The sequence below is a fragment of the Paenibacillus provencensis genome, assembly GCF_042678545.1.
GTDB classification, from domain to species: domain Bacteria; phylum Bacillota; class Bacilli; order Paenibacillales; family Paenibacillaceae; genus Paenibacillus; species Paenibacillus provencensis.
Window position 1 is genome coordinate 2,051,618 of record NZ_JBHTKX010000001.1, and the last position, 26,929, is coordinate 2,078,546.

The window sequence follows — 26,929 nt, forward strand, 5'->3', positions numbered from 1 at the left end:
GGTGACTCTAATGATTAATCTGAATGATAACGCACTACAGCTCAGACAACTTCATATAGAGCAGCCTGTTAGATGGAAGCTAATTCACATGCTTTAATTTATTTTACGAATACACTTCTACATGAATTCACCCGCAGTTCTGCTCACGCACGTGACCATTGCTGCGTATGAACCTGATCAATAATAAGGCATACCGTTTGCGAAAGCGGTGTGCTTTTTTTGTTGCTTCAATAGGTTGTTTCACTGCTAGAAGAAGAATCGTGTCGTATTTTTAAATAAGAAAGGAAGGGATTTACTTGTTTGCTGTATTAAAAAATTTAGGCTGGTATTTCAAGCAGGAACGAAGGCGATATGCAGTCGGTATGCTTCTGCTCATTCTCGTTGGTGTCTTGGAACTCGTTCCTCCAAGAATACTCGGCATCGCAGTGGACGACATCGTTACCGGCTCCATTACTTGGTCTTCTCTCCTCACTTATATTTTCTTTATTCTCGGCATGCTGTTGATCATCTACCTCATTACATATGTATGGATGCATAAGTTGTTTGGCGGAGCCAATCTTGTAGAGAAGCTCCTGCGTTCCAAATATATGGGGCATCTGCTCCGGATGACGCCGCCATTTTTCGAGCGGAACCGTACCGGCGACTTGATGGCGAAGGCGACGAATGATCTTCGTTCTGTAGCCATGACCGCAGGTTTCGGGATGCTGACCTTAACAGACTCGACTGCGTATCTGGCCACTGTACTGTTAGCAATGGGATTCCTTGTGAGCTGGAAGCTGACATTAGCCGCAGTTCTGCCTCTTCCTTTTATAGCCATTGCCATGATGATATACGGTAAGAAGGTACATGAACGATATACGCTGGCGCAGGATGCATTTGGAGATATGAATGACCAGGTGCTTGAATCCGTAGCTGGAGTTCGTGTCATTCGTGCCTACGTACAGGAGCGTCATGATGAAGAACGCTTTAACGAAATTACAGATGATGTATACCGCAAGAATCTAGCGGTTGCCAAGCTCGACGCTTTCTTTGAGCCTACCATTCGCTTGTTTGTAGGTCTTAGCTATATTATCGGTCTGGGTTATGGTACTTATCTTGTATTTCAAAATGAGATTACACTAGGAGATCTTGTTTCATTCAATATGTACTTAGGGATGATGATCTGGCCGATGTTTGCCATTGGCGAACTCATCAATATTATGCAGCGCGGTAACGCCTCTCTGGATCGGGTAAACGAGACGCTATATGTTAAGCCTGACGTTGAGGATGCAGCACAGCCAATTCACGTGAATAAGCCCGATATGATTGAAATGAAGCAGTTAACTTTCCGCTATCCTACTTCAACGGTAGACAACCTGAACAATATCAACATTCGAATCAAGCAAGGGCAGACCCTCGGTGTCGTCGGACGCACAGGGAGCGGCAAATCGACCCTGCTTAAACAGATTCTGCATGAATATCCTTCTGGATCAGGGGAACTGCTCATTGGCGGGGCATCGATCGATGACATCACCAAAGACCAGCTGCACAGCTGGATCGGCTATGTTCCTCAAGAACAAATTCTGTTCTCCAAAACCGTAAGGGAGAATATACAATTCGGTAAACCGGACGCTGCAGATGATGTTATTATGGAAGCCATTCGAACAGCCGCATTTGATGGAGATCTTGGCACATTATCGGATGGGCTTGATACACTGGTCGGTGAAAAAGGCATCGCCCTGTCCGGCGGTCAGAAGCAGCGTGTGTCATTGGCCAGAGCTTTTATATCTGATCCGGATATTTTAATACTGGATGATGCCCTGTCTGCGGTCGATGCCAGAACAGAAGCACGGATTATTGAGAACATCCGCAATAAACGTGATAGCAAAACGACACTGATCTCAACCCACCGCCTATCCGCGGTAGAACATGCGGACTATATCGTCGTGCTAGACCAAGGCATCATTACTGAACAAGGTACTCATGATGAGTTAATTCAGCACAATGGCTGGTACCGCGAACAATATGAACGACAGCAAGTTGAATCCAATCTAGAAGGTTAAGGAGGTGCACCGATCCTATGAAAAAAAGCACCGCTAAACGACTATATGAATATGCGCTAAAGTCAAAAGGAACATTTATTGCGGCTCTAATCATGCTCGCTATTGGTGTAGCAGCTGATCTGGCCGGCCCGTTCATCGCCAAAAACATAATCGACAATCATGTGCTCGCCATTGAAAAGCCCTATTATGAAGCTGCACCCGGAGATGAGTCGGTCTTATATAATGATCAGTATTTTAAACGAGGCGATCGATTTGAAGAGGGTGAAGCCCGTGGGGACGAAATTCGCGTGCTCCAAAGCGGACGCACCTTCTACCTTGTCGACGAACCAGTTACCATTGAAGGAGGGGATCGATCATACTCGAGCGGTGAGCTGACCATCACAAGAGGCGAGCAGACAGCAACATACCAAGCTACCCCGCTTAGCGCGAGTGAGCTGTTCGCTTTTTACAAACCGGAGCTGCCGGGAATTTACAAGCTAATTGGACTCTACTTCATATTCCTGATCATAGCCATCGTAATGGAGTTTGGGAAGACATACTGGCTGCAATCCTCAGCTAACAAGGTCATTCAAGGACTGCGCAGGGATGTTTACGCTCATATGCAAAGGCTTCCGGTTCATTTCTTTGATAACCTGCCGGCAGGTAAAGTCGTTTCTCGAATTACGAACGATACCGAGGCTGTCAAAGAATTATTTGTTGCTGTTCTCTCCAACTTCTTCTCAGGTATCATCAACATGATTGGAGTATACATTGCACTATTTATCCTGGATGTAAGGCTTGGACTTATCTCGTTATTTGTCGTTCCACTCCTTATTACCTGGATTGTGCTCTACCGGAAATTGGCGACGAAATACAATACGGTGATTCGCTCCAGATTGAGTGAAATCAATGCGATGATTAACGAATCCATTCAGGGCATGTCCATTATCCGTGTGTTCCGTCGACAGAAGCAAACATATGAGGAATTTGAAGCATTAAACGAAGATTATATGAAGCATCAGAACAAAATGCTGAATCTAAACGCATTTACATCCCATAACCTGGTTAATGTGCTACGGAATCTGGCCTTTGCCATCATCCTGCTCTATTTCGGCGCAGGCTCCATTGACGGCACAAGCATTGTTTCACTAGGTGTGCTGTATGCATTTGTCGATGTTCTGGGACGTCTATTTCAGCCGATAACAGGTATGGTCAACCAATTGGCAAACCTCGATTCCTCCATGGTATCGGCAGGCCGAGTGTTTGAGCTCATGGATGAAAAGGGCGAGAATGTAACCGATGGATCTATGCCCAGATATCTTGGAAATGTACAATTCAAAGACGTATCCTTTGCTTACAAGAGAGACTATGTGCTTAAAAATATTACCTTCGAAGCAAAGCAGGGCCAAACGGTAGCCCTCGTTGGTCACACGGGCTCTGGTAAGAGCTCGATCATTAACCTGCTATTCCGGTTCTACGATCCGCAGAAAGGCACGATTACCATTGACGGCAAGAACGTACAAGAGCTTCCAAAACAATGGCTCCGAGAGCATATGGGAATTGTACTTCAGGACCCTTATCTCTTCACAGGAACGATTGCTTCCAATGTCAGTCTTGGGGATAAAAAAATAGCAAGAGAAACGGTCGTCAAAGCCCTCCGAGATGTAGGCGCAGAGCAGCTGCTCGCACACTTGCCTCAAGGTTTTGATGAGCCGGTGGTCGAGAAAGGAAGTACACTATCCGCGGGGCAGCGTCAGTTGATCTCTTTTGCAAGGGCGCTTGCCTATGATCCTGCGATCCTTATCCTCGATGAGGCGACAGCGAATATTGATACCGAAACCGAAGCCATTATTCAAAATGCACTTGAAGTATTGAAAAAGGGCCGAACGACCTTCATTATTGCGCACCGTCTATCCACGATCCGCAGTGCAGATCAGATTCTGGTTCTGCATAAAGGAGAAATTGTGGAAAGTGGTACCCATGACGAGCTCATGGAGAAGCGCGGCCGGTATTATCAAATGTATCAGCTGCAGCATGGCTCGGGAGCATCTGAAAGCCCAGCTGCAGATACACACAGTATAGCGGGCGTATTGGGTAATGTTTAACAAAGCCGGGAGTCTCGCTCCATCACTAATAGGTTAGTAACACAAAATAACTCTCTTGCGAAGACACGCAAGAGAGTTATTTTATCCACTGAACGACACGATACCCCATAAGCAAGAACGTTTCTCTCATTAAGAAAGGCACCTTCGTACGAAAGCTCTGATATCCTGAGCTCTGGGTCGGAGAGGATACTACATCCATCCCCAGCTGATGAGCAATAGCCATCGCCCGCTTCATATGAAGCGGATCACTTACCAGCGTATAGGTACTTCTGAGCTGAGTATCACCAAGCTTCTTTGCTTGAATCAGATTGGATTCTGTAATGCGTGAGACGTCCTCTATGTATATATCCTCTGGAAACACTCCATTTTGAATAGCATACGTTCTGGAAACCTCAGATTCTGCAGGCGCATTACTCTCGCTCCGACCACCTGTAAATATGATCGTATCCGCATCGCCGTTTTGATATAAGTGAATGGCATGATCTATTCGGGCTTGAAGCACAGGTGAAGGCGTATTCCCATAAACAGCTGCACCTAGGACAACCGCTGCATCACCGTGACGCCGATGGTCCTCATGACTGTAGGAGACGATCTCCCACATGGTTATACACATCCATATAAATATGATTCCCGTCAATAGAACACAAGCATAAACTAGGGTTCTCCATTTACTACTCCTGCGCGCTCCATTCTTCATCACTCGAATCTTGACCGATCTCCTCTTCCTCCAGCTCGAGAGAATTTAACAATTCCTTCGTGTAGTACAACAGCTTCTGCTCTAAATTCTGAGCCTGATCCTTAAATTCAATCAGCTCTTCAATCATCTGGCTCCGACCTTCACTACTGAATGTCTCCAGAATGCGTTCCTTGAAATAATCATGCACAATGTAATTCCGTTTCTTCCAAATATTATTAAGAAGGGTGCTTTCCTCTTCAGTAAAAGCGAAATTGTGCTGTATTTCATTAACCAGTTGTCCGAGAGAATTCCCTAATTTCTTGTAGTACAACGAAGTTAATTCTTCCTCGGGGCTGACCTTTCCTTGCGTGAGCTTCATAAGCACCAGCAAATTGACGAGTTGTTGTTCTAAAGCTTGTGAGTAATATACCGCCAAACCGTAATAAGAGAACAATTCTTTAGAATGCTCACTATCCAGCAGCCGATGCTCCTGCATACCTTGTCTCTCCTTTTTGCTTTCTTACATTTATGTTACTCGGAAAGCTGTGGAAAGATCAACCATAATCTATCATATATGATCAAATATCGTTCTTTGCTTGGATTGGAATAGTTATAGATATGTTCGTTCCAATTCCGGGCCGGCTGTAGATGGATACGCCATACTCATCTCCGAAGGACAATTGGATTCGTCTATGCACATTAAGAATTCCATAGCCCTTCTGTCGTTCATCCCGCGATTGCAGCAGCTCGGCAGCATAGGCCGCCTTCATACCGACGCCGTCATCAATAATCTGAAACAGGATATGTTCGTCCTTCAGTTCACCGATGACTCGAATATAGATCCGATCTCCAACCCATGCATGCTCTAGGGCATTTTCAATAAACGGCTGAAATATCAGCTTAATTGTATTCAACTTTAATATTTCTGGATCTATAGAATAATCTACATCCAGTCGATCTCCATACTTCACTTTTTGAATATCCAGGTATGCTCTCACCTGATCAAGTTCATCATGAATGGATATGATTGTCCTTCCATCATTTAAGGTCAGTCTGTAGAATTTGGCTAAATTCATAATCATTTGATGCTGCTGCTCGACACGACCAAACTTAGCTAATCGGCTAATCGACGACAGTGTATTATATAGAAAATGAGGATTAATCTGAGCCTGTAACGATTCCAATTCAGCTTGCTTTTTCTTCAGGTTGGTCTCGTACACTTCTTCGATTAAACGCTCGGTCTGCTCCCCCATTCGGTTCAGGGCATCTGCAATGATCGCAAACTCGTCATTACCTTTATATGCTATCCTTTTGTGAAAATCGCCCTGCTGAAACATCGTGAGCACGGATATGACTTTAGCAAACCTTCTGGAGAAAAAGCGAGAAATATATCCTGCTACGGCACTGATGAGAATAACGAATAACAAGCTTATGAACAGAGTCATTTGATTCACCTTTTGAACACCGATCTCAAGCAGATCCTGTGGAACATAAGCATTAATCGTCCATCCCAGCTCGGGCAGCTGTTCCGAAATGAGCAAATGATTGGACCTGCTCTCAAGCGGTTGTCTGCTGTGCTTCTCGGTCTGTAACTCCCCGGAGGAATACATTATAATATCTCCTTGGTCAACGACTTGAAGCAGACTTCCAGATCCAATTTTGTTATAGTCGAGACTTGCAAATAAATCGGAGAGATAGACACTGCCTCGCACAAAACCGATCTCCTTCAGATCCAGAGGATTCATAGTGTTCACAAGTCGCCTAAGCAGTGAAATCCTTCCGAATTTACTATCATCGTCTACCTGGGACCAGGACTGCGTCTTGCCATATTGTTCTTTCGGGAAGTTCTTGTACCAATCTTCATTCTGTATACGGCTAATGTGATAAACATCAAAATACTGCTGTTTAACCCGCAGCAGATCAATATCACCTGAGTCATAATATATTTCTGGTAAATTATCATCTTTTAAATAAACAGATAACCATAAATTTTGATTGGTTGATTCGACCGCTTGTCTGAACTTGGGGAGAAGAATGGTTGAGGTTGTCTCATAACTGATCCACCCTTCTTCGTAACGCATTAAATTGAGCGCAAGTGTTTCATCATAATAGAGCATATCTGCAATTCTTTCCGTATCCTCCAGCTTATATCTTACGTTATCTCTCATTTGGGACAAGGTTCCCTGCAAGTTATTTCTCGTTTGAGTCAGCATGGATTCTACTAATATAGCATTTGCGGTGAAGCCGAGGATCGCAACAGGAAGGATAATAAGAACTAAATACGAGATGAGAAGCTTCCAACCGAACGGAAGAAATTTTGTATTATATTTGTACATATTTTAAAGCCCCTCTATATTATGCTTTTCTACGATACTCTATTGGGGTCATTCCATATGTTTCTTTGAACTGCTTGCTGAAATAAGGCATATACCTGTAGCCAACCCGGTCTGCTACTTCATACACCTTAATCTTGGGATCTTTTAGAAGATGACATGCTTTTTCCATCCTTAAATTCACAATGTATTCGTTATAGCTTTTTCCGGTCTCTTCCTTAAATATGGCTCCAAGGTAATTAGGCGAGAAGCAAAGCTCGTCTGCAACCTCGCGCAAGGTAACATTCAAATGAAGATGTGCTTCGATATATTCGATGATTTGCCCGACAATCTTCGTGTGCTTTTTTTGTTTAAGTCTCGGATGATTGCTCATATCAAACAGATCCATGAGATGCTTCGACAACCAGTTTACTAATTCAGCTAGTGAACCCTTACTTTTAATTGTCTCCACGTCATGTTCTCCCAGCGGAATAAAACCCTCCGGATAACTAAGCTTCGTCCTGACGTAGTGATCGATTTTAATCAGTAAGGATATCACAATAAAATGAAGCTGTGACAACAAGTTAAGTCTGTGTACCGGCTCCATAAGAATTGTAATTTGCGCTTGAACCATGTCTTTATCCTGAGCAAGCAGATATGTAACCAGCAGGTCTAGGGGCTTATCAAAAAACAGCTCCTCGCTGTCCAAGTTTATATGAGATATGGCAGGATGCTGCTCCGCTATATTAGCGCGTCCGCCCATGATATGATATTCAATCGTTTGTATCGCAGCTTCGCTGAACTTATGATCAAGTTCAGTCCGGAGATACTGTTCATCCAGCTCACTCGTAATTTGCTCAAGCACAGATATGAGCTCTGTATCATCCATCGGTTTCAGGACATAACTGTATGCATGAAGTGTTAGTGCTTCCTTCACATACCGAAAGTCTTGGTAACCGCTAACAAAAATAAGCTTCAAATCTTTGTTCATCGTTAACGCCGTTCGTGCAAGTTCAATTCCTGACATGCCAGGCATATGTACGTCTGTTACCAAAATGTCTATTGCCTGATTTTTGATGACTTCCAGCGCATCAAAGCCATTATTCACGGCATCTACAATCTGAATCCCTAGATTATCCCATGGGATAAACCTTAACATCCCCTCAAGATCTAAAATTTCATCGTCAGCTATAAGCACTTGATACATAAGATCACTCCCTGACTAAGAAAATAGAGAAAAATGATAAACGTGAACACCGCTCACTTTAGGAACGGTGTACGTTTATCATTATTATACTAGGATGAGCCGGCTTATCGTGAAGAAATTATTGACCACTGATTTGTGCTTTATTTTCCTGCCACTTTTGCGTCTTGAAGGCCAGCAGCTTATCATAGCCAACCGCCACGGCATCTTCCTGAGCTTTATCCAGAATGCTTAACACTTCCTCATCATTCTGTGCGTACAAGGCTTTGGCTCTTGCTTCATTGAATATTTCATTTACTTGCTGCTGAATGATGCCTTCTTCAGATTCTGGAAGTGGAGCTAGATTAATAAATTCAGTTGCATTGTACTGCGTCTTCCAGGTAATCTCGGATTGATATCTAGTTTCCCAGTTTTGATCTTCTGGGGCAAGAGTTTGCTCAAACTTCATTTTAGAATTATCTACAAAGACCGTATTTCCGTTCCACTGAAGATTAACCGTAGCATCCATCATCTTTGAACGACCTTCGACATCCGTTACGAATGCATCTGTGAACAATGGAGATCCTTCCTCGTCAGTTCCATCCCAGTAGATGCCTTCTGGTCCCCACATAATGACCCGTTGGCCTTCAGGACCTGTGTACCAATCCAGGAAAGCAAAGATTTTCTCAGGATCCTCCGCGCTTTTGGTAATTACGCTAACGTTCCAGCCAAGACTGTTATACGTACCTGTCCAGATCTTGTTCTTATCAAGTCCTTCTTTGTGCACCGGCCAGATCATAAAGTAGCCATCATTCGGATCCTTCTTCTTCAGCTCTGTGTCACCTACAGAACCGTATTCGGTTGGACTTGCCCCTGCGGCAACGGCAACACGTCCTGTATATACTTTTTCCTTAACTTGATCTTTTGTTTGAGTAAGGGCATCCTGTGCCATCAGTTTCTCGCGGAATAGCTTGCTCGCATATTGAGTAGCTTCTCTGAATACAGGATCCGTGAAGATCGATGTCAATTGATCTCCATTTGGAACTGCTCTCTGGCTTACATACGCTGGTGGGTGATCCTCACCGAATGCACCGTACAAGACATCCAGACCTTGACCATCTACTGCAAGATCCGGCTCAAAAGGAATCACATTCGGATACTTTTCTTTTACTTGTGCCAGATAATTGTAGAGATCGTCTGTGGTCTCGAGCTTAGGCTCACCCAGCTCGGTGTATATTTTCTTGTTAACGATGTAACCTGCATTGCCGTTAGGCTGGGATGTATACCAGTTCGGGAATTGGTATAGCTTACCATCGCTTGAACGAAGCATATTAAGTGTTTCTTCGCCTGCCCATTCTTTCAGATTAGGGTATTTATCGAGATAGTCATCAAAAGGAACGAGTGCGCCAGCTGCCCGAAGACGTTCTACATCTGCACCACGATCTGTCCATATGACATCTGGAAGTTCAGAAGAAGCAATCATCGTGTTCAGCTTCTGAGCCGCATTTCCGCCTGAGTTGATGGCGGTGATATCCACTTGTTTGTTCTCCTTAATCCATTTGCTGGCCTCGTCACCGCCCCACTGAGGCATCGTATACCAGTCATAGTTACCGTAGAAGGAGAAGTTCAGCGGTTCTGCGCCAAGTTCAAAATTGGTTGAGGCGGTTTCCTCATTCGTCGTTTCAGGAGCCGGTTCTGCTTCCGGTGTATTCGTCGTTCCCCCGTTTCCTCCACTTGAACAGCCCGCAATCCCAATGACTGAAGCCAGAAGCAAAGTCAGTGCACTACTCATTCGATTTTTTTTGCTTTTCCACATCTTCCATAACCCTCCCTTATTTATACGGCAAATCAATCTATGGTCCAAAGTCCAGGGACTTTAAACACCTATTCTTTAAGTGAACCGACCAATACACCTTTAACAAAATACTTTTGCACAAATGGATAAACCATAATAATCGGTAGTGTGGCGACCATCATGGTAGCCATTGATAAGGATTTTGAGGTTACTTCTCTCATTTGAGACATTCTGGATTGAGCTGCCGAGTCCAGCTGTGACATCTGCTCTGTCATAATGTTTGAATTTAATATTTGCTGAAGCATAGATTGTATCGGCAACAAATTCTCATTATTGATGTAGATGCTCGGCAGGAACCATTCGTTCCAGTGTCCGATTGCTGTAAAGAGCGACAATGTCGCGATCACAGGCCCTGATAGAGGAAGGACGATCTGAAAGAACGTTCTGAACTGACCACAGCCATCAATTTGTGCGGATTCCATCAGTCCATCCGGAAGTCCTTTGAAAAAGGTTCGAAAGATAATCATATTCCACACACTAATCAATGATGGAATGATAAATACCCAGAAGTTATCCATGAGTCCAAGTGAGCGTACAACCATAAAGGTTGGAATCAGACCGCCGCTGAAATACATCGTAACAATGAAGAACACCATATAAAATTTTCTGCCGATCAGTTCACTCTTCGACATGGCAAACGCCAGCAAGGCAGTAAGCAGTACAGACAATATTGTCCCAATCACGGTTCTCATGATCGATATGTAAAAACCATTAAGGATACGGCTGTCCTGAAATACGATGGCATAATTCTCAAGCGTCCACACCCGTGGCCAGAATGTAACACCGCCTAGAGCTGTATCCAATCCCTGATTAAAGGAAATGACAAGTGCATTCCAGAATGGATAGAAGGTTGTGAATCCCAGGAGGATAAGAAACGTGTATATAAAGAGCATCAACATTCGATCTCCAAAGCTCCTATATTTCATCTAAATACCTCCTCATTGCGGCATCTATGCGTAATCCAGTCCTATGCATGATTCCTACCATAAGCTATTCCCCGACTTTCTTGCTGCGTAATTCGCCAGTGTTAACAGCAACACGCTGACGACGGCTTTGAACAGACCGGCTGCTGTAGCGTAGGAGAACCGCTGATTCTCAATTCCTGTCCTGTATACGTAGGTATCCAGTACATCGGATACATCGCGCAATACCGGGTTACCGCCAAGCAGCAATATGTCTTCAAATCCTGCATTCAGCAGATTTCCGATCGCCAGGATAAAGAAGATGATCACAACAGGCATGATGGATGGAATCGTAATATATCGGATCTGCTTCAGTCTGCTTGCACCATCCATTTGTGCCGCCTCGTACAGGTTAGGATTAATTCCGGCAATCGCTGCCAGATATACGATCGAGTTAAACCCAATCTCCTTCCAAACATTGACACTGACGAGAATTCCCCAGAAATATTCTGCGATCCCCAAGAATCCGATCGGTTCATCAATCAAGTGCAGCTTCTCAAGCAGAATGTTCAAGCTTCCGTTATCTGTGGACAAGATGGACATCGCAAATCCAGCAACGATAACCCAGGACAAGAAATGAGGCAGGTAACTAACCGTTTGTATGACTCGTTTAAAAGCCATCTGCCGCACTTCATTGAGCATTAGGGCTAGAATAATGGGTGCTGGAAACCCGATGAACAGCTTAAGCGCACTAATAATAAGCGTGTTTCTCATGATGGTCCAGAAATCAGGCGAAGAAAAGAACATTTCAAAATGTTTGAATCCAACCCATGGACTCGCCCAGAACCCGTCAAAAATGCTATAGTCCTGAAAAGCCATCAGCACTCCGTACATCGGAATATAGCTAAATATGAATACGAGTATGAGCGCAGGGATGACCATAATCTGTAGTTCCCATTGCTTCTTCAATCGAACAGCAAGACCTCTGGATCTTTTGTGCTGCGCCAATTTTGTATTTGTAGAGATCTCCGACATTGTTCCCCCTCCTCTTGAAGTCCATTGTAAAATTTAATGGATGCAGATACTATATCTGTAATTAACGAAAATTGATAAAAATCAATGATAGTGTCAGAAATAATAACACAATTCTATCTTGAAATAATAAAAAAAGATCTATATAGGCGATATTCATCGATATATATAGATCTACGCAATAATGTAAGCGTTACAACATAACATCTTTTCTTTTGACAGAAACATAAACATAACATGACAATAAAATGAGAACGTATACAATGACATGTATTGTAGAAGCTGACATGGATACAATATCATCTGGGTTTAACATAGCTTTAATAAATGGGAGCGCTGGAGGCAATAAGTAGGCTAAAAAGTTTAATCCATCAGGAAGCCATCTTTCCATCTGGGTATGCATCATCCCGGCCATTAACCAAATAAACAATATAGCAAGCGCGTTACTTTGTACCTTAATCCAGCTGCGTTGAGTAAATAAGGAAATGGAGATACCCAACACACCAAGCATATAGTGACCAACTATAGCTGTGAACAGCTCTGAAGTGGTTGGCAGCCGTTCAAACATCCAAGCCGCAATGGGAAATAGTATTGAAATACAGGTCATAGCAGCAATAATTATAGAGCAGGCGATCCACATCCCTATAAAGTATATCCACTTTTTTCGGCTGTGCATTATCGTAAGCGCCCGTTGATCCGGATGCTCGGCATGATAGAAGCCTCGCCCAATCCAGGCAGAAGCAAAAAAGAGCAGTGTAGCCGTAACACTATAGCTGTCAGCGATCGGATTCGGACGGTACGAATACTGAATTGCCATTATGAAAAGATAGGTGACAATCGGTGCAAAAGAATAGGGTGAACGTATAAACGTTCTTAAAAAATAGATCAAGAGAGGTTTCAACTCAGTCCCTCCCGCTCATATTAAAATGATATTGATCATGTAAAACAGATATTATTGTGCCGCCTTGGCTTATAATGTTCAGAAGGAGCTTATCGCTAGCTTCAGCAGCAACCTTCATCAGACAATACATCTCATGTTTGGTTGTCTCCTTGCTTATTTCAATAACTCCTTCGAAAGCTGCAAGCTGGTCAATATCGTCATCCGATAAGTTCCCCGCCTTGATTACCATAACCGCCTTAAATGCTAGCTTTTCCTGCTGAATCACTCTATTCAACCGTCCATCCTCTAATTCAACGACAGAATCGGCTATTCTATGTATAAGCATGCTTTCATGACTAGCGCAAATAATCGTCGTGCCTGCAGTCTTTAACTCATATAGCTGTTCAGTAAGATTTAGCTGGGAATCATAGTCAAGACCCGATAACGGCTCGTCGAGCAGCAGTAATTCAGGCTTTCCCATAAGAGCCTGAATTAGATTCACCTTCTGCCTCATTCCTTTGGAATAAGAAGAAATTTGTTGTTTCGTTTCCGGCTTAAGATGCAATGCCTGCATTAAGGCAATTATTTGTCTCTCCCTTTCTTTTTTCTCTATCCCCTGAACACCGCCCATAGACATTAAGTACTCCTCAGCAGTAAATGGGAGGGGTGGGAGCCGGTCTATCGCATAACCCTTATGCACATCCGCGATATTTCCTGTGGTACTCCAGGCCCTAACTTCCCCGCTTGAAGGAAAAAGCAGCGCTGCTAATATTCTTAGCAGCGTACTTTTGCCAGAACCGTTATGACCTGTAAGGACAACACATTCACCTTTATGAATATTTAAAGAAATATCTTTCAGTACTACTCTCTGTTTATAGGCTTTATTCACCTGATGCAGACAGATGCTTGGCATGATTCTCCTCCATTGAACAATGAATTTATTACATCCGTTCCGGTGTTTGAACGCCAAGCAGACCGAGTATTCCTTTTATTCGAGATCCAACGATCTCGGAGAGCTTCAGCTTGTAGGTCCGTTCACTCTTGCTGCTCCCCAGAATTTTTTCCTGATGATAGAACCGATTATACAGCTGTGCTAAATCGATGACGTATCTTGCCAGTACTGAAGGCTCTTTCAAACGAACTCCCCGTTCAAGCTGTTCAGGGTATCGGGATAAATGCTTCATCACTGCCCAGGCAGCATCACTGATCAGTACCTGTTCCGAATGCTCGGCAGCTGCAGATTTCGAAGCTTCTTGTATTTCCTCATCCATGTTGGCCGTTGCTTTGAACAGCAGACTTTGAATTCTCGCGTAAGTGTATTGTACATAAGGTCCGGTCTCTCCTTCAAAGCTGAGTGCTTCCTCTAGTGAGAAATCCACTTCATTTAATCGGTGATTCTTCAAATCACCAAATACGATCGCCCCGAGTCCGACCTGTTCAGCTACCTCAGCTGCGTTATGGAGATTCGGATTTTTCTCGTTAATGATCTGTGCTGCCCGCTCAACAGCTTCATCAAGCACTTCTTCAAGAAATACAACCTTGCCACGTCTTGTAGACATTTTGCGCCCTTCAAACTTCATCAGACCAAAAGGAACATGGATGAAATTCTCGGACCAAATCTCTCCCATTTTGGCAAGTACGGCAAACACCTGCTGAAAATGAAGCTTCTGTTCTGCACCCACAACATAGAGCACTTCATCCGCCTTCATGACTTCATGACGATAGTAGGCGGTTGTTAGATCCCGAGTTGGATAGATGGTCGTTCCATCCTTCTTGATAATTAGACATGGCGGCATTCCCTCCTCATCCAATCTGACGACCATGGCTTCGTCACTTTCCGTCAGTAGACCGGCCTGTTTTAGCTTGGTCACTGTCTTGTCGGTTTGATCAATATAGTAACTCTCTCCAAGTATATGGTCGAATTTAACACCAAGACGGTCGTACATCCGGTTAAATTCCTGCATACTGATATCGACAAAATACTTCCACAAGGATACGGCTTCCTCATCCCCCTGCTCGAGCTTCTTAAACCATTCTCTAGCTTCCGGTCCCAAGCTTGGGTCGTTCTCTTCTTCATCGTGGAATTTCACATATAAACGCAGCGATTCCTTTATCGGCTCTTTCGCTAGTCGATCATCTTCACCCCATCTTTTGTATGCAGCGATCTGTTTGCCGAACTGAGTACCCCAGTCCCCCAAGTGATTCACACTCTCTGCAGTATAACCTGCCTCTTCGTACATTCGATACAGTGCTGCACCGATAACCGTGGAACGTAGATGACCGATACCAAAGGGCTTAGCAATATTAGGTGATGACATGTCAATCACCATTTTTTTGCCTGCACCTAACTGTAATTTTCCAAACTGCGGATCAGTCAGGCTGTTGAGCATAGCCGAAGCCATATTCGTGCGCTCAAAATAAAAATTGATATACGGACCTGAAGCCTCAGCCCGAAGCTCGGGACTTGTCATGTCGGCTGCCAGTTCAGCTGAAATAACGTCCGGAGCCTTTCTCATTCTCTTGGCAAGCGTGTAGCAAGGAAAAGCCAGATCCCCCATCACTGGACGAGGGGGTACCTCCAACATAGCTTCAACCTCCTCTCTCGACAGGTCCAACAACGGTTCTAACAAGCTAACAACCTTATCCATCAACATACGTACACACTCCTATTCCCATATATACAAAAAAGCTCTCGTCTCTGTATATTACAGAGACGAGAGCTATTGATAACATAGTCCCGCGGTACCACTCTACGTGAATCCGAAAGGCTAACTCGCATATTCTTCACGCGGCTGGCAACCTGTTCGATTCCTCTCAAAGCGGATAACGCCCGCTGAAGACGAGTACACCTACTAATATTCAATGTACCTTCTCACGGGTGCGCTTCCTGCCAGATCCTTCATACCGGCTCACACCATCCCGGCTCGCTGAAACATGAGGTGTTCTGATATTACTCTCCCGATCATTGAATTTATAATTTGTATCATTATATCTTGGTCTACCATCATTTGCAACTTCAATTCATTCGGAAATTTGTCGTTATACAGCAAGACCAGCAGGACTGCAGACTTCTGCACATTTGCGGCAGCTGTCCACACATTCTTTGCAGTGCAGATGCTCATGCTTCTCACATTCCGCTACACATGCTCTGCACGCCTTAACGACAAGGGACAGAATCTCTTCCTTGTATTCTGTACCCCGGCTGAGCGCAGAAGCCGCAAAGCTGCAAATTTCGGCAGCTTCTCTGTTCAGCCTGATACTTTCTCTTAAGATGCCAAGATCGTATTCCTTTAAACTTGAGACATAACATTTATTACATGCATTCATCGCTTCCAAACAAGCTGCAATCTGTGTCTGTGTCTCCATCTCTATGTTTGTCATAGCCATTGTTACATCCCTCCGCGTAATCTCATTTTCATTCTATTACCCGTAAGATCGGTATGATAATCAATATGCAATAACTTTCCTCTGAATTCGACTTTTTATGATTTAATCTTTGAACTTTCTTCTTCAAGCTGCTGCAGCAGCTGAATCAGCTCTGTTTTCGAAAAATGCTCACCTATAAATACACCGACATCCTTTAGCTCTTCTTCTGGACCCAGCTTGGTAAAGTCCGGTTCACGGTAAGCATACTGAAACAAGAAGCGGCTGCCTGTATCGGAAAAATGAACAATGCCCTTAGCTCTGTAGATGTCACGCGGCAGCTCCCTCAGCCATTGCTCAAACAATACGCTATTAATCTTGCAGTTAAAATAATGAGTGTAAACCATAACATGATTATGTGAGTGGTGAAGCTGATGCTCTTTCTGAGCTTGGGAGGCGGAAACTTCTCTCTCAGGATTTACCGGGCAGCTGGCGTCCTCTGCTAGAAGTACCGGATCGATATTGCAATGTTCTGTAAAATGTACAGATGCATGCTCATTCCATTCCTTTACCAGGCTGAGTAATTCAGGCTGATCCTTTTCTTCAATCCGATCTATTTTGTTCAGAAGAAGGATGGAGGCAGCACGGATCTGCTCTTGCATGAGCCGGAATGTTTTGCCTTTCTGCAGGCGGTACGTTTCCAATAAATGAATACTGTCAACCACTGAGATGATGCCTTTCACATCTAGCGTCACGTAGAGGGATGTATCAGCAAGTCCGTCCAATATTTCGATAGGATTTGCGACGCCTGTCGCTTCAATGACAACGACATCAGGCGATGTATTCTGTACCAGCTGGACCAGCTCAATACCGAGATTGTCTCGGACAGAGCAACAGATACATCCGCCGAGCAGCTCAGCCATAGGTACACGCTGATCAATTAATTTGCCGTCTAGATTAACCTCCCCCAGCTCGTTCATGACAACAGCGGTAGTGAGGTTTTGACTTTTCCAATATTCAATCAGCTTCACTAGCAGTGTTGTTTTGCCGCTTCCTAAAAATCCAGACAGAATATATACGGGGATCGGAGCTGATAGCGTCTGTTCTTGTTTCATCATCATAATAAATCCTTTCTAGATATATGTTGATCTTGAATCTAGCGTTGCTTACTTCTCTTATATCGTCTATTGTTAGGATAGAATATACTGGAGGGCTGATCGAAATGAATTCTGTCCAAGAGCACCGCAATGAGGCACCTGAGACAGTCCAGTGCATGGTAATTACGGTATCGGATACCCGCACTAAGGATACGGATACCGGCGGACAACTCATGCAGCAGCTTCTGCGTGATGCCGGTTACACTGTCGTCGATGATATCATTATCCCTGACGATACACCCACTATACAATCCGTGATCCATCAAGCGGTTATTCGAGATGATATTGAAGCCATTCTACTGACTGGTGGCACAGGGATCTCACCTCGAGATAATACATATGAAGCTGTACATTCTTTGCTTGACAAAGAGCTTCCCGGCTTTGGAGAAATCTTCAGATACCTTAGCTTTGCAGAGGATATTGGTACTGCAGCTATATTAAGCCGTGCTGTGGCAGGTGTCATTGGCTCCAAAGCGATATTCTCTATGCCAGGTTCAACCGGAGCCGTCAAGCTCGCCATAACACGCATTATTGCACCCGAGCTTGGTCATGTCATGCGCGAAATATACAAGATCAAGTGATCTGAAAGTAATTGTAACTCTATTTAGACATAAAGAAAACAGGATGCTAATTATATGCCATGAGCGATCCTGTTTTTTTATCATTCTAATCAATAATCAGCCTACTTAGGCTTCATTCAGCCTAACAACCGATCTGCCTACAGCTCTTCCTTCTAGGATCCGTGACAAAGTATGTGGCAGCTCTTCAAGGGTAATTTCGTTAACTCCTTGGGAAAGTGCGGTCTCCGGCTTCCATTCCTTCCCCAGCAGTTTCCATAGCTTCAATCTCCTATTCTGAGGACAATATACAGAATCAATCCCAACCAGCGAAACACCTCTCAAAATAAACGGAAATACCGTTGATTCAAACGTATTCCCTCCGGTCATGCCCGATAAGGCCACAGCCCCTCCATATTGAACTGAAGCAAGCACTGAATTCAGAGCAGATCCGCCAACCGGATCAATGACACCGGCAAATCGCTCAGGCGACAATGCGCCTTTATCTTTTTGATAAGCATCCTCTCGTGAAATCACTTCATTTGCTCCTAGTTGTCTGAGGAGCTGTTCTTCATTATTCTTCTTCCCTGTACTAGCGATAACATCAAATCCAAGCTGGGCCAAGATGGAGATCGCCATCGAACCTACACCACCGCTTGCACCCGAAACGAGGATCGGTCCCATTTCTGGCGTAACACCCGCTTGAAGCAGGGCCTCTACAGACATGGCCGATGTAAATCCGGCGGTTCCAATAGCCATCGCTTCCTTTGTTGTCAGCCCTTCCGGTAGTGGAACTAACCAGTCTGCCGGAAGCTTCGCATAAGGACTATATCCTCCATCATGCTGAACACCAAGCCCATAGCCTGTAGCTAGTACTTTGTCGCCTTGCTTGAAGCGATCATCAGTAGAAGAAACGACGGTGCCCGCAAGATCAATCCCTGGTATGATAGGATAAGCTCTTACCACTTTACCATTTTCTGTGCTTGCCAAACCATCCTTATAGTTCACACTGGAATACTCCACCTGTATGGTTACTGCTTCTTCCGGAAGGTCCGAAAGAGTCAGCTCCTCTATACCCGCTCTGAAGCCTTCTTCGTCTTTGCAAACGACATAAGCTTTAAACGGAGTTTTGATATCTGGGCTGTTCATTGTCATGTCCCCTTCCTAAATAGTGGTCAGAAAAAATAGATTATCCATTACCCTTTATCCGCGGAACGAATCAAAACACCTTCCCTCTACCTAATATAATTCAGTTTGGGAAGGTGTTCTATTAAAATAGTTATAGCGCCTTATGACTGTATATATTCCGCCAGCATTTTTTGTTTCAAATTCCACGCTGCAGGGCTAATATGAACCCGATAAATTTCAGGATTTAATTTTCTAAGGTATTCCGGCCAGAACATTTCCTGCTGCTCACGATGATACGCTCTAATCTGCTCCAGGGTTGGAAGCTCATATACTCTCCGCCCATTCACGAATATAGGTTCAAGCATATTAACCGCATTATACTTTTTAACTTTTTTCTTAATGTATGGGTGAACCGGATTAAACAGCTCCAGTGCTTGCTGCTCTTTGGGCTGTTCATCATTGGGATAGGAGATATAATCCGCAATCGCTTTATTCGTCTCGGGATCAATTAAACGGTATACTTCTTTTTTTCCTGGCGTCGTCACCTTTTCCGGATTGGCCGAGATTTTAATGGTTGGCTCCATCTTTCCGTTCATTTCCCGCTCCACAAGCTTGTAAACTCCACCTAGTGAAGGCTGGTCCGCAGCAGTAATTAATTGTGTTCCCACACCCCAAGTGTCAATTCTGGCACCTTGCGCTTTCAAGTTGAAGATCGTATGCTCATCCAGATCATTGGAAGCGACGATCCTGACATAATGCAGACCTGCATCATCCAACATCTTGCGTGCTTGAATGGACAAGTACGCAAGATCCCCGCTGTCGAGTCTGATCGCATTCATTTTCTTGCCCTGGGCTTCCAGCATCTTGGCCGTAGCAATGGCATGCGGAACACCGCTTCCCAAGGTATCGAATGTATCCACCAGCAGTGTGACCTGATCGGGCATGACTTTGGCATATGCGTCAAAAGCCTCCTGCTCTGTCTCAAAGCTCTGTACCCAGGAATGTGCATGCGTGCCTGCTGTCGGAATACCGAACTGTTCCCCTGCGAGCATATTGGAAGTCGCATCAAACCCAGCAACATAGGCTGCACGTGCTCCCCATATCGCTGCATCGGCCTCCTGTGCCCGCCTAGTCCCAAATTCAAGCAGAGCATCATTACCAGATACTTGCTTAATTCTGGACGCTTTGGTTGCAATCAGGGTTTGATAATTCATAAAATTCAAGATTGCCGTCTCTACCAGCTGTGTTTCCATAATGTTTCCTTCGACGCGAATCAGCGGCTCATCCGGAAACACCATGGCTCCTTCTTTCATGGAATAGATGGTACCCTGAAAAGAAAATTGGAGCAGCTCCTCCAAAAAAGCAGGGTCATAATTCTCTTCCTGGCTGGACAAATATTTAATATCCTCCATTGTAAAGCGAAGATTGCTAATATAACGTACAATTCGCTCCAGGCCGGCAAACACTGCATACCCGTTCTTGAACGGGAGCTTGCGGAAATAGGCTTCAAATACCGCTTTGCGCTTGTGTGTTCCATTTACCCAATGAGCATACATCATATTAATTTGATATTTATCCGTATGTAAAGCCAGGCTAATCGTTTGCATCTAACTCATCCTCTCAAGGCCGTTAAAAAAAGCCAAAACAAATTCATATGGTTAGAGGTCCGTATCCTCTTTATTGTTAAACGTTAATACCTCAGCCCCGAGGCTGCTTTTAAAATGACCGAGTGCCCAAACATGCCCCGCCTCATTAAAGCTGGCTACGGCATCCTCGTACACAGTAATCGAAAAGCCTTTATTGTAGGCGTCCACAGCCGTATGAAGCACACAAATATCGGTACATACCCCAATCAAGTAAACCTCTGTAATTCCACGCTCGCGCAGCTTCAGCTCAAGATTGGTGCCCGCAAAAGAGCTGTACCTTGTCTTGTCCATCCAATAGATCGAGCTCTTGTTCGATTCATAAACGGCCGCAAGCTCTCCATAGAGCTGTCTTCCTTCCGTGTCCCGCAGATTATGAGGAGGAAACAGCTTCGTCTCGGGATGGTAAGGATCATTCTCTTCATGCAGATCAACAGCCATTACAACCAGCTCATGATTCTCGATAAATTGCTTCGTTATTTGCACTACGGCTTGTTCAATTGCCATCCCGGGTTCTCCAACTGGAAGTTTGCCATTCACAAAATCGTTCGTATAATCAATAACAATCAGAGCTCTCATATTCTTCACTCCTTAGATATCAAGTATAAATAGATAATCTCGGCACAAGCTCTGTGAAGCGATACAGCTGTGCTGGCCGCTGAGAATATTGATTAGAACTGACTGGATTTCCTTCTTCATCCCTGACGTCTTCAATTATCCCCTGACGGCTTCGAGTTGATGTAATTTTACGAATGAAATTAGGTTCTTCAAAATCCGGCACTACACTTTGTATAACCTGATATAGCTCGCTTAAAGTGAAATGCTGAGGCAGGAACTGTCTGGCGATCGTCGTTTGCAGCATTTGCTGCTGAATTCTTTTGTAAGCATCTTCAATAATGGTTCTATGATCGAATCCGAGCTCCAATTTATTTAATGCTTCCTGAATCGTAAACAAGCCGACATCCTCTGCATCATCCGCAGCTTGTCTATGTTCCAGCATCCATTCCTCAACAAGCGCAAAAAAAGCATGGGAGATGATCCACCCCCGCGGATCCCGGCCCGGCTGGCTGTAAACACCCAAATATTCGAGATGACCGCCATCGACCCCGGTTTCTTCCATCAGCTCTCGCTTTGCAGCATCATAAATAGATTCGTTCTCCTGGCAAAAACCACCCGGCAAAGCCCATTTACCTGCGAAAGGCCAAGATTTACGCTTAATCAGCATCACTTTCAATTCACGGATTGGGAGTGTCTTGGTTACGGTCTTGCGTTCACGCTTCGTGAGTGTAAACATGACAATATCTGCCGGTACACCATCCGGTGTTCGGTATTTCTTCTTCTGACCAGCGGGTACGGATCGATCTTCTTCCTGTTCTTTCAGGTATAGTTCTTCATTCATGGATTATCACCGCTATGATTTCATTTTGATATTTTCATTATGACATCATGATACTGTTTGTCAACCTTACCCAAAAGCTATCGATATCATTTACATGCTGACCCTTCTATTTCTTAGGTATAACCAAACGGAAGGATGCAGTTGCCATACATCCAATTACCCCTTCCGCATTTCTTACTTCTGCAGTAGTGGTCAGACTCCTTCCCGCTTCGTGGATGACTTTAGCTGTTACAATTAATTCTCCTTCTCGCATCGGTGCGAGATAATGAATATTTAGATTGGTTGTGACACAGTTATCCAGCTGCTTGGCCTGAACGGCAACCATTCCCATCGCTTGATCCATTAATGAAGACAGTACTCCGCCGTGAATGATACCCATTGAATTCGTATGCTTCTTCTCAGCCGTTATTGCTATTGTAATTCCGTCTTCTGTTGCACTGACAAGCCTGCATCCGAGTAATCCCCAGAAGCGTTCATCAGCATCCTTAATCATGTCTTCTACGATATTCATGAATGTTCCCCCTTAGATGGTAAAATTAGAATTCCCTGAATCATTTTCATGATACCTTCTATATCCTATTTGATGATAAGTGTTCGGTGCAGCTTGTTGCAATACGTAAAAAGAGCGCGGGAATTTTGAAAATTCCGCACTCTTGTCTTTAGTTACAACTTGACGGAGGAGCTTCCGTACCCGTCTCGACATTTACTTTTTCCGACACGGTATCATGTATTACTGAAATGACAAGCTGCAGTAAATAATTGATATCACTCTGACTTTGCTGAAATTCCGTGACCAGCGGAATGTTGTCAATTTCATCCTGAAGCTCCTCAATCTCACGTTCAATTTTTTCAACCATTTCTTTATTTTGAAACGATTCGAACGCGACTATTTCTTTTTGCTTTTTCTTCATCTTCTGTATCAGGCCTTGAACTCGCTCATGCTCTCGTATCTTAAGCTCCGCCTGTTTAAAATGCTGCACTTCTTCACTAGTGCCGATAAGATCGGCCAGTTCTTTTGCCTTATGCATTATATCATCGCGTATAATGAGATCTCGCGTATTAAATGAAGGCATACCATATTGATTGACTTTAACTCTATCCTCTGCCATGAATGATCGCTCCATTCCTGATTTGATTTTCTCATAGTGCAATATCAAGTTGTTATGTTAAGGGTTGGTTACTGGTTCGCTGCTTGAGACAGAGTCACAAGTTCACCTTTAATATACCATGATTTAGCGTCTGTAATTTGTATTTGTACAAAAGTCCCGATCAAATCTTTGGACCCTTCAAAGTGAACAAGCTTGTTGCCGCGTGTCCGTCCTGAGAGCACGGCTTCATTATTCTTACTTTCGCCCTCTACAAGAACCTCCACGACTTGTCCCTTCATCCGCTCATGAGCCTCATAGCTGTACTCCTGAACTGCTCTGTTCAGGCGCTGCAGCCGTTCCTTCTTAACCTCCATCGGTATGTTGTCTTCCATGACCGCCGCTGGTGTTCCCTCGCGTGGAGAATAAATGAAAGTGTAGGCAAAATCATATCCCACTTCCCGCACGAGCGACAATGTTTCTTCAAATTGCTCATCTGTCTCACCCGGAAAGCCAACAATAATATCCGTTGTGAGTACGGCATTCGGAATCGATTGTTTAATTTTGCTTGCGAGCTCCAAATAACGCTCTCGTGTATACTTGCGGCTCATTTTCTTCAGAACCGCAGTACTGCCGGATTGAACAGGCAAGTGAATATGCTCTACTAAGTTACCGCCCTTAGCAAGAACTTCAATCAGATGATCATCGAAATCACGTGGATGTGAAGTCGTGAATCTGACCCGTGGAATATCAATCTTGCGAATCTCATCCATGAGATCACCGAAGCCGTATTTAATATCCGTGAAGTCTTTTCCGTAAGCGTTCACGTTTTGCCCGAGCAATGTGATCTCTTTGAAGCCTTGACGAGCAAGATCCCGAACTTCAGCTATAACATCCTCTGGACGGCGGCTCCGCTCCTTACCACGCGTAAATGGTACGATGCAGTATGTACAGAATTTGTCACAGCCGTACATAATGTTGACCCATGCCCGCATTCCTTGACGCTTCTTGGGCATATTCTCAATAATATCGCCTTCTTTGGACCAAACTTCAACTACCATTTCTTTACTGAAGAACGCATCATTAATGAGGTGCGGCAGTCTGTGAATATTATGAGTACCAAAGATCATATCTACAAAACCATGCTTTTGGAGAATTCGATTTACTACAGTTTCTTCCTGAGACATACAACCGCATACGCCGAGCAGAAGATCTGGCTTCTCTGTCTTCAGATGCTTCAAATGGCCAAGCTCTCCAAACACTTTATCTTCCGCATTCTCACGAATGGCACAGGTATTGAGCAGAATAATATCCGCCTCTTTGCGATCCTCTGTAGGCTGGTAACCCATTTCCTCCAGAATACCCTTGATCGTTTCTGAGTCGTGCTCATTCATTTGACAGCCATAGGTATATACAAGATAATGCTTCCCTTTGCCGATGGTTCTCATCTCTTCGGGAACTGCGCTATCATAAATAACCTGGATGTCTTCTTTACCCCGTTGCTTCTCACGTCTATGGTCAGGCTCCGAAATGATATTGATTTCCCGTCCCCGAATTCGTATTTTCTTACCAAATTCATCTTCTGAAATGACTTTCGCATCCGAAAAATCAAAATATTTGGAGTAATCTTTCTTCTCTTTCGCCATGGTCACACGGTCACTCCTTACGCTGAATCTATTTCACAATGATAAACATTAATGATTGACACACACGCGCCTTCACTTTCAAAAAAGGCATTACACCAAATTATAACATGCTTTAATAAGCATATCCACATTCCGTCTCTCGGGGTATTAGGAATTTGATTCGCGTAAAAAGAAAATGAGGGTTGTCCCTCTGAAAAAAAATCCAGAGTGAACAACCCTCTTATCACAATCTTCTATTTACTATTAATCAATAATTTCAGCTACGTCGCCAGTTTTAGCTCCAGCGGCATTCGCTTCATCTGTATCAATGTGCATATCCAGTGCAAAGGAATCAGATACACGGGCGATCACATTTTCAAGAACCAAACCGCGCTCGCCTCCGAGACGAACCTTCAGCATATCCTTGTCCTTAATGTTCCATTTCTCAGCATCAGAAGTATGGAAATGAATGTGGCGTGCTGCAACAATTACGCCTTCTTCAAGTGTAACCTCACCCGCTGGACCTTTCAATGTGACGCCTGGTGTTCCATCAATCGAGCCGGATTCGCGAACAGGTGCTTTGATACCAATTGCAAAGGAATCTGTACGGGAAATCTCAAGCTGGCTCGCAGGACGAGCAGGTCCGAGAATACGTACTTTATCGAATTGACCTTTCGTACCGATAACAGCAACAGTCTCATTTGCTGCAAATTGTCCAGGCTGAGACAATGGTTTAAATTCAGTCAATTGGTATCCAGCGCCAAACAGCACCTCAATGTGCTCTTGGGTCAAATGGATGTGGCGTGCTGATACGCCTACAGTTACAGTTTTACTCATGTTTACAAACACTCCTTGTCTCTCTATCTGTAATACTCCATCCATTATTATACCCATATTAAGCGCAAAATGAAAAGTCATCCTGACATTTCGGATGACTTTAATCGCTACACAGTTCCTTAGAATTCAAATTTTCCTCCATAAATGACAAAATATTGTCATACATGAAACCCCGTACGACCGATTCCGGATAATGCTTTAGCAGCAAGTTGACGAGTTCCGGATATGTGCCGGAATGCTCCAGACCCTGTATCCACTCATGTATTCCATCAAAATCAGACCCGAACATCAAATGCTTCTCTCCCCCAAGCTCACAGACTCGTTCAATATGCTTCAATAGATCTGAGGCATTCACAGGTCCCTTCTCCTTGATAAACCATGGAACGAAGGTCATTCCAATTCTTCCATCCAGGGCGATGACAGCCCGAATCTGATCATTCGTCAAATTTCTAGGATGCGGGCAAATACTTCTTGCATTAGAGTGTGACGCGATAAAAGGCCGAGATGAAGCATCAGCAAGCTCCCAAAATCCCGTTTCTGACAAATGTGAAACATCCATCAGCATTCCGATTTCATTACATCTCTGAATGAGAGTCCTGCCTTTGTTCGTGAAGCCTCCATTTCTCACTTCCAGAATTCCATCTGCTGCCCAATTGGCATAGTTCCATGTGATCCCTATAAAACGCACACCAAGCCGGTAGCACAGCTCCAAATAATAGAGGTTCCCCTCCAGTCCGTCAACACCTTCGAGTGATAGAAGTCCCCATTGTCCGCCCCTCAGATTGTTGAGCTGCTTCCGAAGATAAGACACATCTTCTCTGGATTGCACTAACCTCAAACCGAGCTGATTGTAAATCTCGATTTGCTTCATAATATGTTCAAATCTTAGAATTCCTAGTTTCTCAGATAAATATATTGCAAAGGTTTGGAGAATGACATTACCTTCTTCGAGTCGCTTCTGCGTTACATCGAGGCCAGGGCCGTTTAAAAATTGAAGCTCAGAATTCATTTGGATTTTGCTGAGCACATCACAATGCATGTCAACCACAGGTATATGATTCGGCATGAGGGTCTCTCCTTGATCAGGATTAAACACTTCCTATCTATATATGCAGTGTTGAAGTGTAACCAACCTATTTATTTCTGGCTGCTGATATAAATTTGCTTAT

24 protein-coding genes and 1 other annotated feature are annotated in these 26,929 nt (G+C 44.1%); of the genes, 3 read left to right on the top strand and 21 right to left on the bottom strand.

What is annotated here, in order from left to right:
• Positions 1 to 296: 296 nt before the first annotated feature.
• Positions 297 to 2,042, top strand: a complete 1,746-nt coding sequence (locus ACFQ3J_RS09820) for an ABC transporter ATP-binding protein (RefSeq protein WP_091155334.1) — start codon at positions 297 to 299, stop codon at positions 2,040 to 2,042.
• Between the two features lie 17 nt (positions 2,043 to 2,059).
• Positions 2,060 to 4,126 (top strand): ABC transporter ATP-binding protein, encoded by a 2,067-nt coding sequence (locus tag ACFQ3J_RS09825; RefSeq protein ID WP_251583274.1) that lies wholly within the window; start codon positions 2,060 to 2,062, stop codon positions 4,124 to 4,126.
• A gap of 76 nt (positions 4,127 to 4,202) precedes the next feature.
• On the opposite strand, the gene ACFQ3J_RS09830 is transcribed toward ACFQ3J_RS09825, so the two are convergent.
• The 12 genes from ACFQ3J_RS09830 to ACFQ3J_RS09885 all read right to left on the bottom strand — a co-directional run bounded on the left by ACFQ3J_RS09830 (position 4,203) and on the right by ACFQ3J_RS09885 (position 17,450).
• Complete coding sequence (locus ACFQ3J_RS09830; protein WP_251583273.1) at positions 4,203 to 4,727, bottom strand: YdcF family protein; 525 nt, start codon at positions 4,725 to 4,727, stop codon at positions 4,203 to 4,205.
• 70 nt (positions 4,728 to 4,797) lie between these two features.
• The gene (locus ACFQ3J_RS09835) at positions 4,798 to 5,298 is read right to left on the bottom strand and encodes a hypothetical protein (RefSeq protein WP_091155328.1); all 501 of its coding nucleotides are present in this window, start codon (positions 5,296 to 5,298) and stop codon (positions 4,798 to 4,800) included.
• 82 nt (positions 5,299 to 5,380) lie between these two features.
• Positions 5,381 to 7,138 (bottom strand): sensor histidine kinase, encoded by a 1,758-nt coding sequence (locus tag ACFQ3J_RS09840; protein WP_251583272.1) that lies wholly within the window; start codon positions 7,136 to 7,138, stop codon positions 5,381 to 5,383.
• A gap of 19 nt (positions 7,139 to 7,157) precedes the next feature.
• Complete coding sequence (locus tag ACFQ3J_RS09845) at positions 7,158 to 8,321, bottom strand: response regulator transcription factor (RefSeq protein ID WP_244533152.1); 1,164 nt, start codon at positions 8,319 to 8,321, stop codon at positions 7,158 to 7,160.
• A gap of 118 nt (positions 8,322 to 8,439) precedes the next feature.
• Positions 8,440 to 10,113, bottom strand: coding sequence for an extracellular solute-binding protein (locus ACFQ3J_RS09850; protein ID WP_251583270.1), 1,674 nt, complete (start codon positions 10,111 to 10,113; stop codon positions 8,440 to 8,442).
• A 68-nt stretch (positions 10,114 to 10,181) separates the two neighbouring features.
• Complete coding sequence (locus tag ACFQ3J_RS09855; protein ID WP_047909634.1) at positions 10,182 to 11,078, bottom strand: carbohydrate ABC transporter permease; 897 nt, start codon at positions 11,076 to 11,078, stop codon at positions 10,182 to 10,184.
• Between the two features lie 54 nt (positions 11,079 to 11,132).
• Positions 11,133 to 11,996, bottom strand: a complete 864-nt coding sequence (locus ACFQ3J_RS09860) for an ABC transporter permease (RefSeq protein WP_379293297.1) — start codon at positions 11,994 to 11,996, stop codon at positions 11,133 to 11,135.
• A 283-nt stretch (positions 11,997 to 12,279) separates the two neighbouring features.
• Entirely contained in the window at positions 12,280 to 12,987 is a 708-nt protein-coding gene (locus ACFQ3J_RS09865; protein ID WP_251583268.1) for a hypothetical protein, read from the bottom strand.
• A 1-nt stretch (position 12,988) separates the two neighbouring features.
• On the bottom strand, positions 12,989 to 13,879 hold the full coding sequence (locus tag ACFQ3J_RS09870) for an ATP-binding cassette domain-containing protein (protein WP_251583266.1): 891 nt from the start codon (positions 13,877 to 13,879) through the stop codon (positions 12,989 to 12,991).
• 28 nt (positions 13,880 to 13,907) lie between these two features.
• A complete protein-coding gene (argS, locus tag ACFQ3J_RS09875) occupies positions 13,908 to 15,620 on the bottom strand; it encodes an arginine--tRNA ligase (RefSeq protein WP_251583265.1) in 1,713 nt (570 codons plus the stop codon).
• A gap of 52 nt (positions 15,621 to 15,672) precedes the next feature.
• Positions 15,673 to 15,941, bottom strand: a binding site (T-box leader).
• Between the two features lie 64 nt (positions 15,942 to 16,005).
• Positions 16,006 to 16,353, bottom strand: a complete 348-nt coding sequence (locus tag ACFQ3J_RS09880; protein ID WP_379292711.1) for a four-helix bundle copper-binding protein — start codon at positions 16,351 to 16,353, stop codon at positions 16,006 to 16,008.
• A gap of 95 nt (positions 16,354 to 16,448) precedes the next feature.
• Positions 16,449 to 17,450 (bottom strand): CobW family GTP-binding protein, encoded by a 1,002-nt coding sequence (locus ACFQ3J_RS09885; protein ID WP_251583261.1) that lies wholly within the window; start codon positions 17,448 to 17,450, stop codon positions 16,449 to 16,451.
• 95 nt (positions 17,451 to 17,545) lie between these two features.
• Here ACFQ3J_RS09885 and ACFQ3J_RS09890 point away from each other — a divergent pair, with 95 nt between their 5' ends.
• Positions 17,546 to 18,067: a MogA/MoaB family molybdenum cofactor biosynthesis protein gene (locus tag ACFQ3J_RS09890; protein WP_091159068.1), complete on the top strand. Its 522-nt coding sequence runs from the start codon at positions 17,546 to 17,548 to the stop codon at positions 18,065 to 18,067.
• 105 nt (positions 18,068 to 18,172) lie between these two features.
• Here the strand turns inward: ACFQ3J_RS09890 and ACFQ3J_RS09895 are convergent, their stop codons facing one another.
• From ACFQ3J_RS09895 to ACFQ3J_RS09935, 9 genes are all read right to left on the bottom strand, one after another.
• Entirely contained in the window at positions 18,173 to 19,192 is a 1,020-nt protein-coding gene (locus ACFQ3J_RS09895; protein WP_251583259.1) for an acrylyl-CoA reductase family protein, read from the bottom strand.
• 140 nt (positions 19,193 to 19,332) lie between these two features.
• Positions 19,333 to 20,778: a nicotinate phosphoribosyltransferase gene (locus ACFQ3J_RS09900; protein ID WP_091155306.1), complete on the bottom strand. Its 1,446-nt coding sequence runs from the start codon at positions 20,776 to 20,778 to the stop codon at positions 19,333 to 19,335.
• A gap of 51 nt (positions 20,779 to 20,829) precedes the next feature.
• Positions 20,830 to 21,393, bottom strand: a complete 564-nt coding sequence (locus ACFQ3J_RS09905) for a cysteine hydrolase family protein (RefSeq protein ID WP_091155304.1) — start codon at positions 21,391 to 21,393, stop codon at positions 20,830 to 20,832.
• A 19-nt stretch (positions 21,394 to 21,412) separates the two neighbouring features.
• Entirely contained in the window at positions 21,413 to 22,213 is an 801-nt protein-coding gene (locus tag ACFQ3J_RS09910) for an NUDIX hydrolase (protein ID WP_244533150.1), read from the bottom strand.
• A 106-nt stretch (positions 22,214 to 22,319) separates the two neighbouring features.
• Positions 22,320 to 22,724: a PaaI family thioesterase gene (locus ACFQ3J_RS09915; protein WP_251583257.1), complete on the bottom strand. Its 405-nt coding sequence runs from the start codon at positions 22,722 to 22,724 to the stop codon at positions 22,320 to 22,322.
• Positions 22,725 to 22,872: 148 nt separating this feature from the next.
• On the bottom strand, positions 22,873 to 23,322 hold the full coding sequence (locus ACFQ3J_RS09920) for a RicAFT regulatory complex protein RicA family protein (RefSeq protein WP_091155299.1): 450 nt from the start codon (positions 23,320 to 23,322) through the stop codon (positions 22,873 to 22,875).
• 68 nt (positions 23,323 to 23,390) lie between these two features.
• The gene (gene miaB / locus ACFQ3J_RS09925) at positions 23,391 to 24,944 is read right to left on the bottom strand and encodes a tRNA (N6-isopentenyl adenosine(37)-C2)-methylthiotransferase MiaB (protein ID WP_251583653.1); all 1,554 of its coding nucleotides are present in this window, start codon (positions 24,942 to 24,944) and stop codon (positions 23,391 to 23,393) included.
• Positions 24,945 to 25,187: 243 nt separating this feature from the next.
• Positions 25,188 to 25,760, bottom strand: coding sequence for a phosphate propanoyltransferase (gene pduL / locus ACFQ3J_RS09930; RefSeq protein ID WP_091155295.1), 573 nt, complete (start codon positions 25,758 to 25,760; stop codon positions 25,188 to 25,190).
• Positions 25,761 to 25,860: 100 nt separating this feature from the next.
• Positions 25,861 to 26,826, bottom strand: a complete 966-nt coding sequence (locus ACFQ3J_RS09935; RefSeq protein WP_251583256.1) for a dipeptidase — start codon at positions 26,824 to 26,826, stop codon at positions 25,861 to 25,863.
• Positions 26,827 to 26,929: the final 103 nt, after the last annotated feature.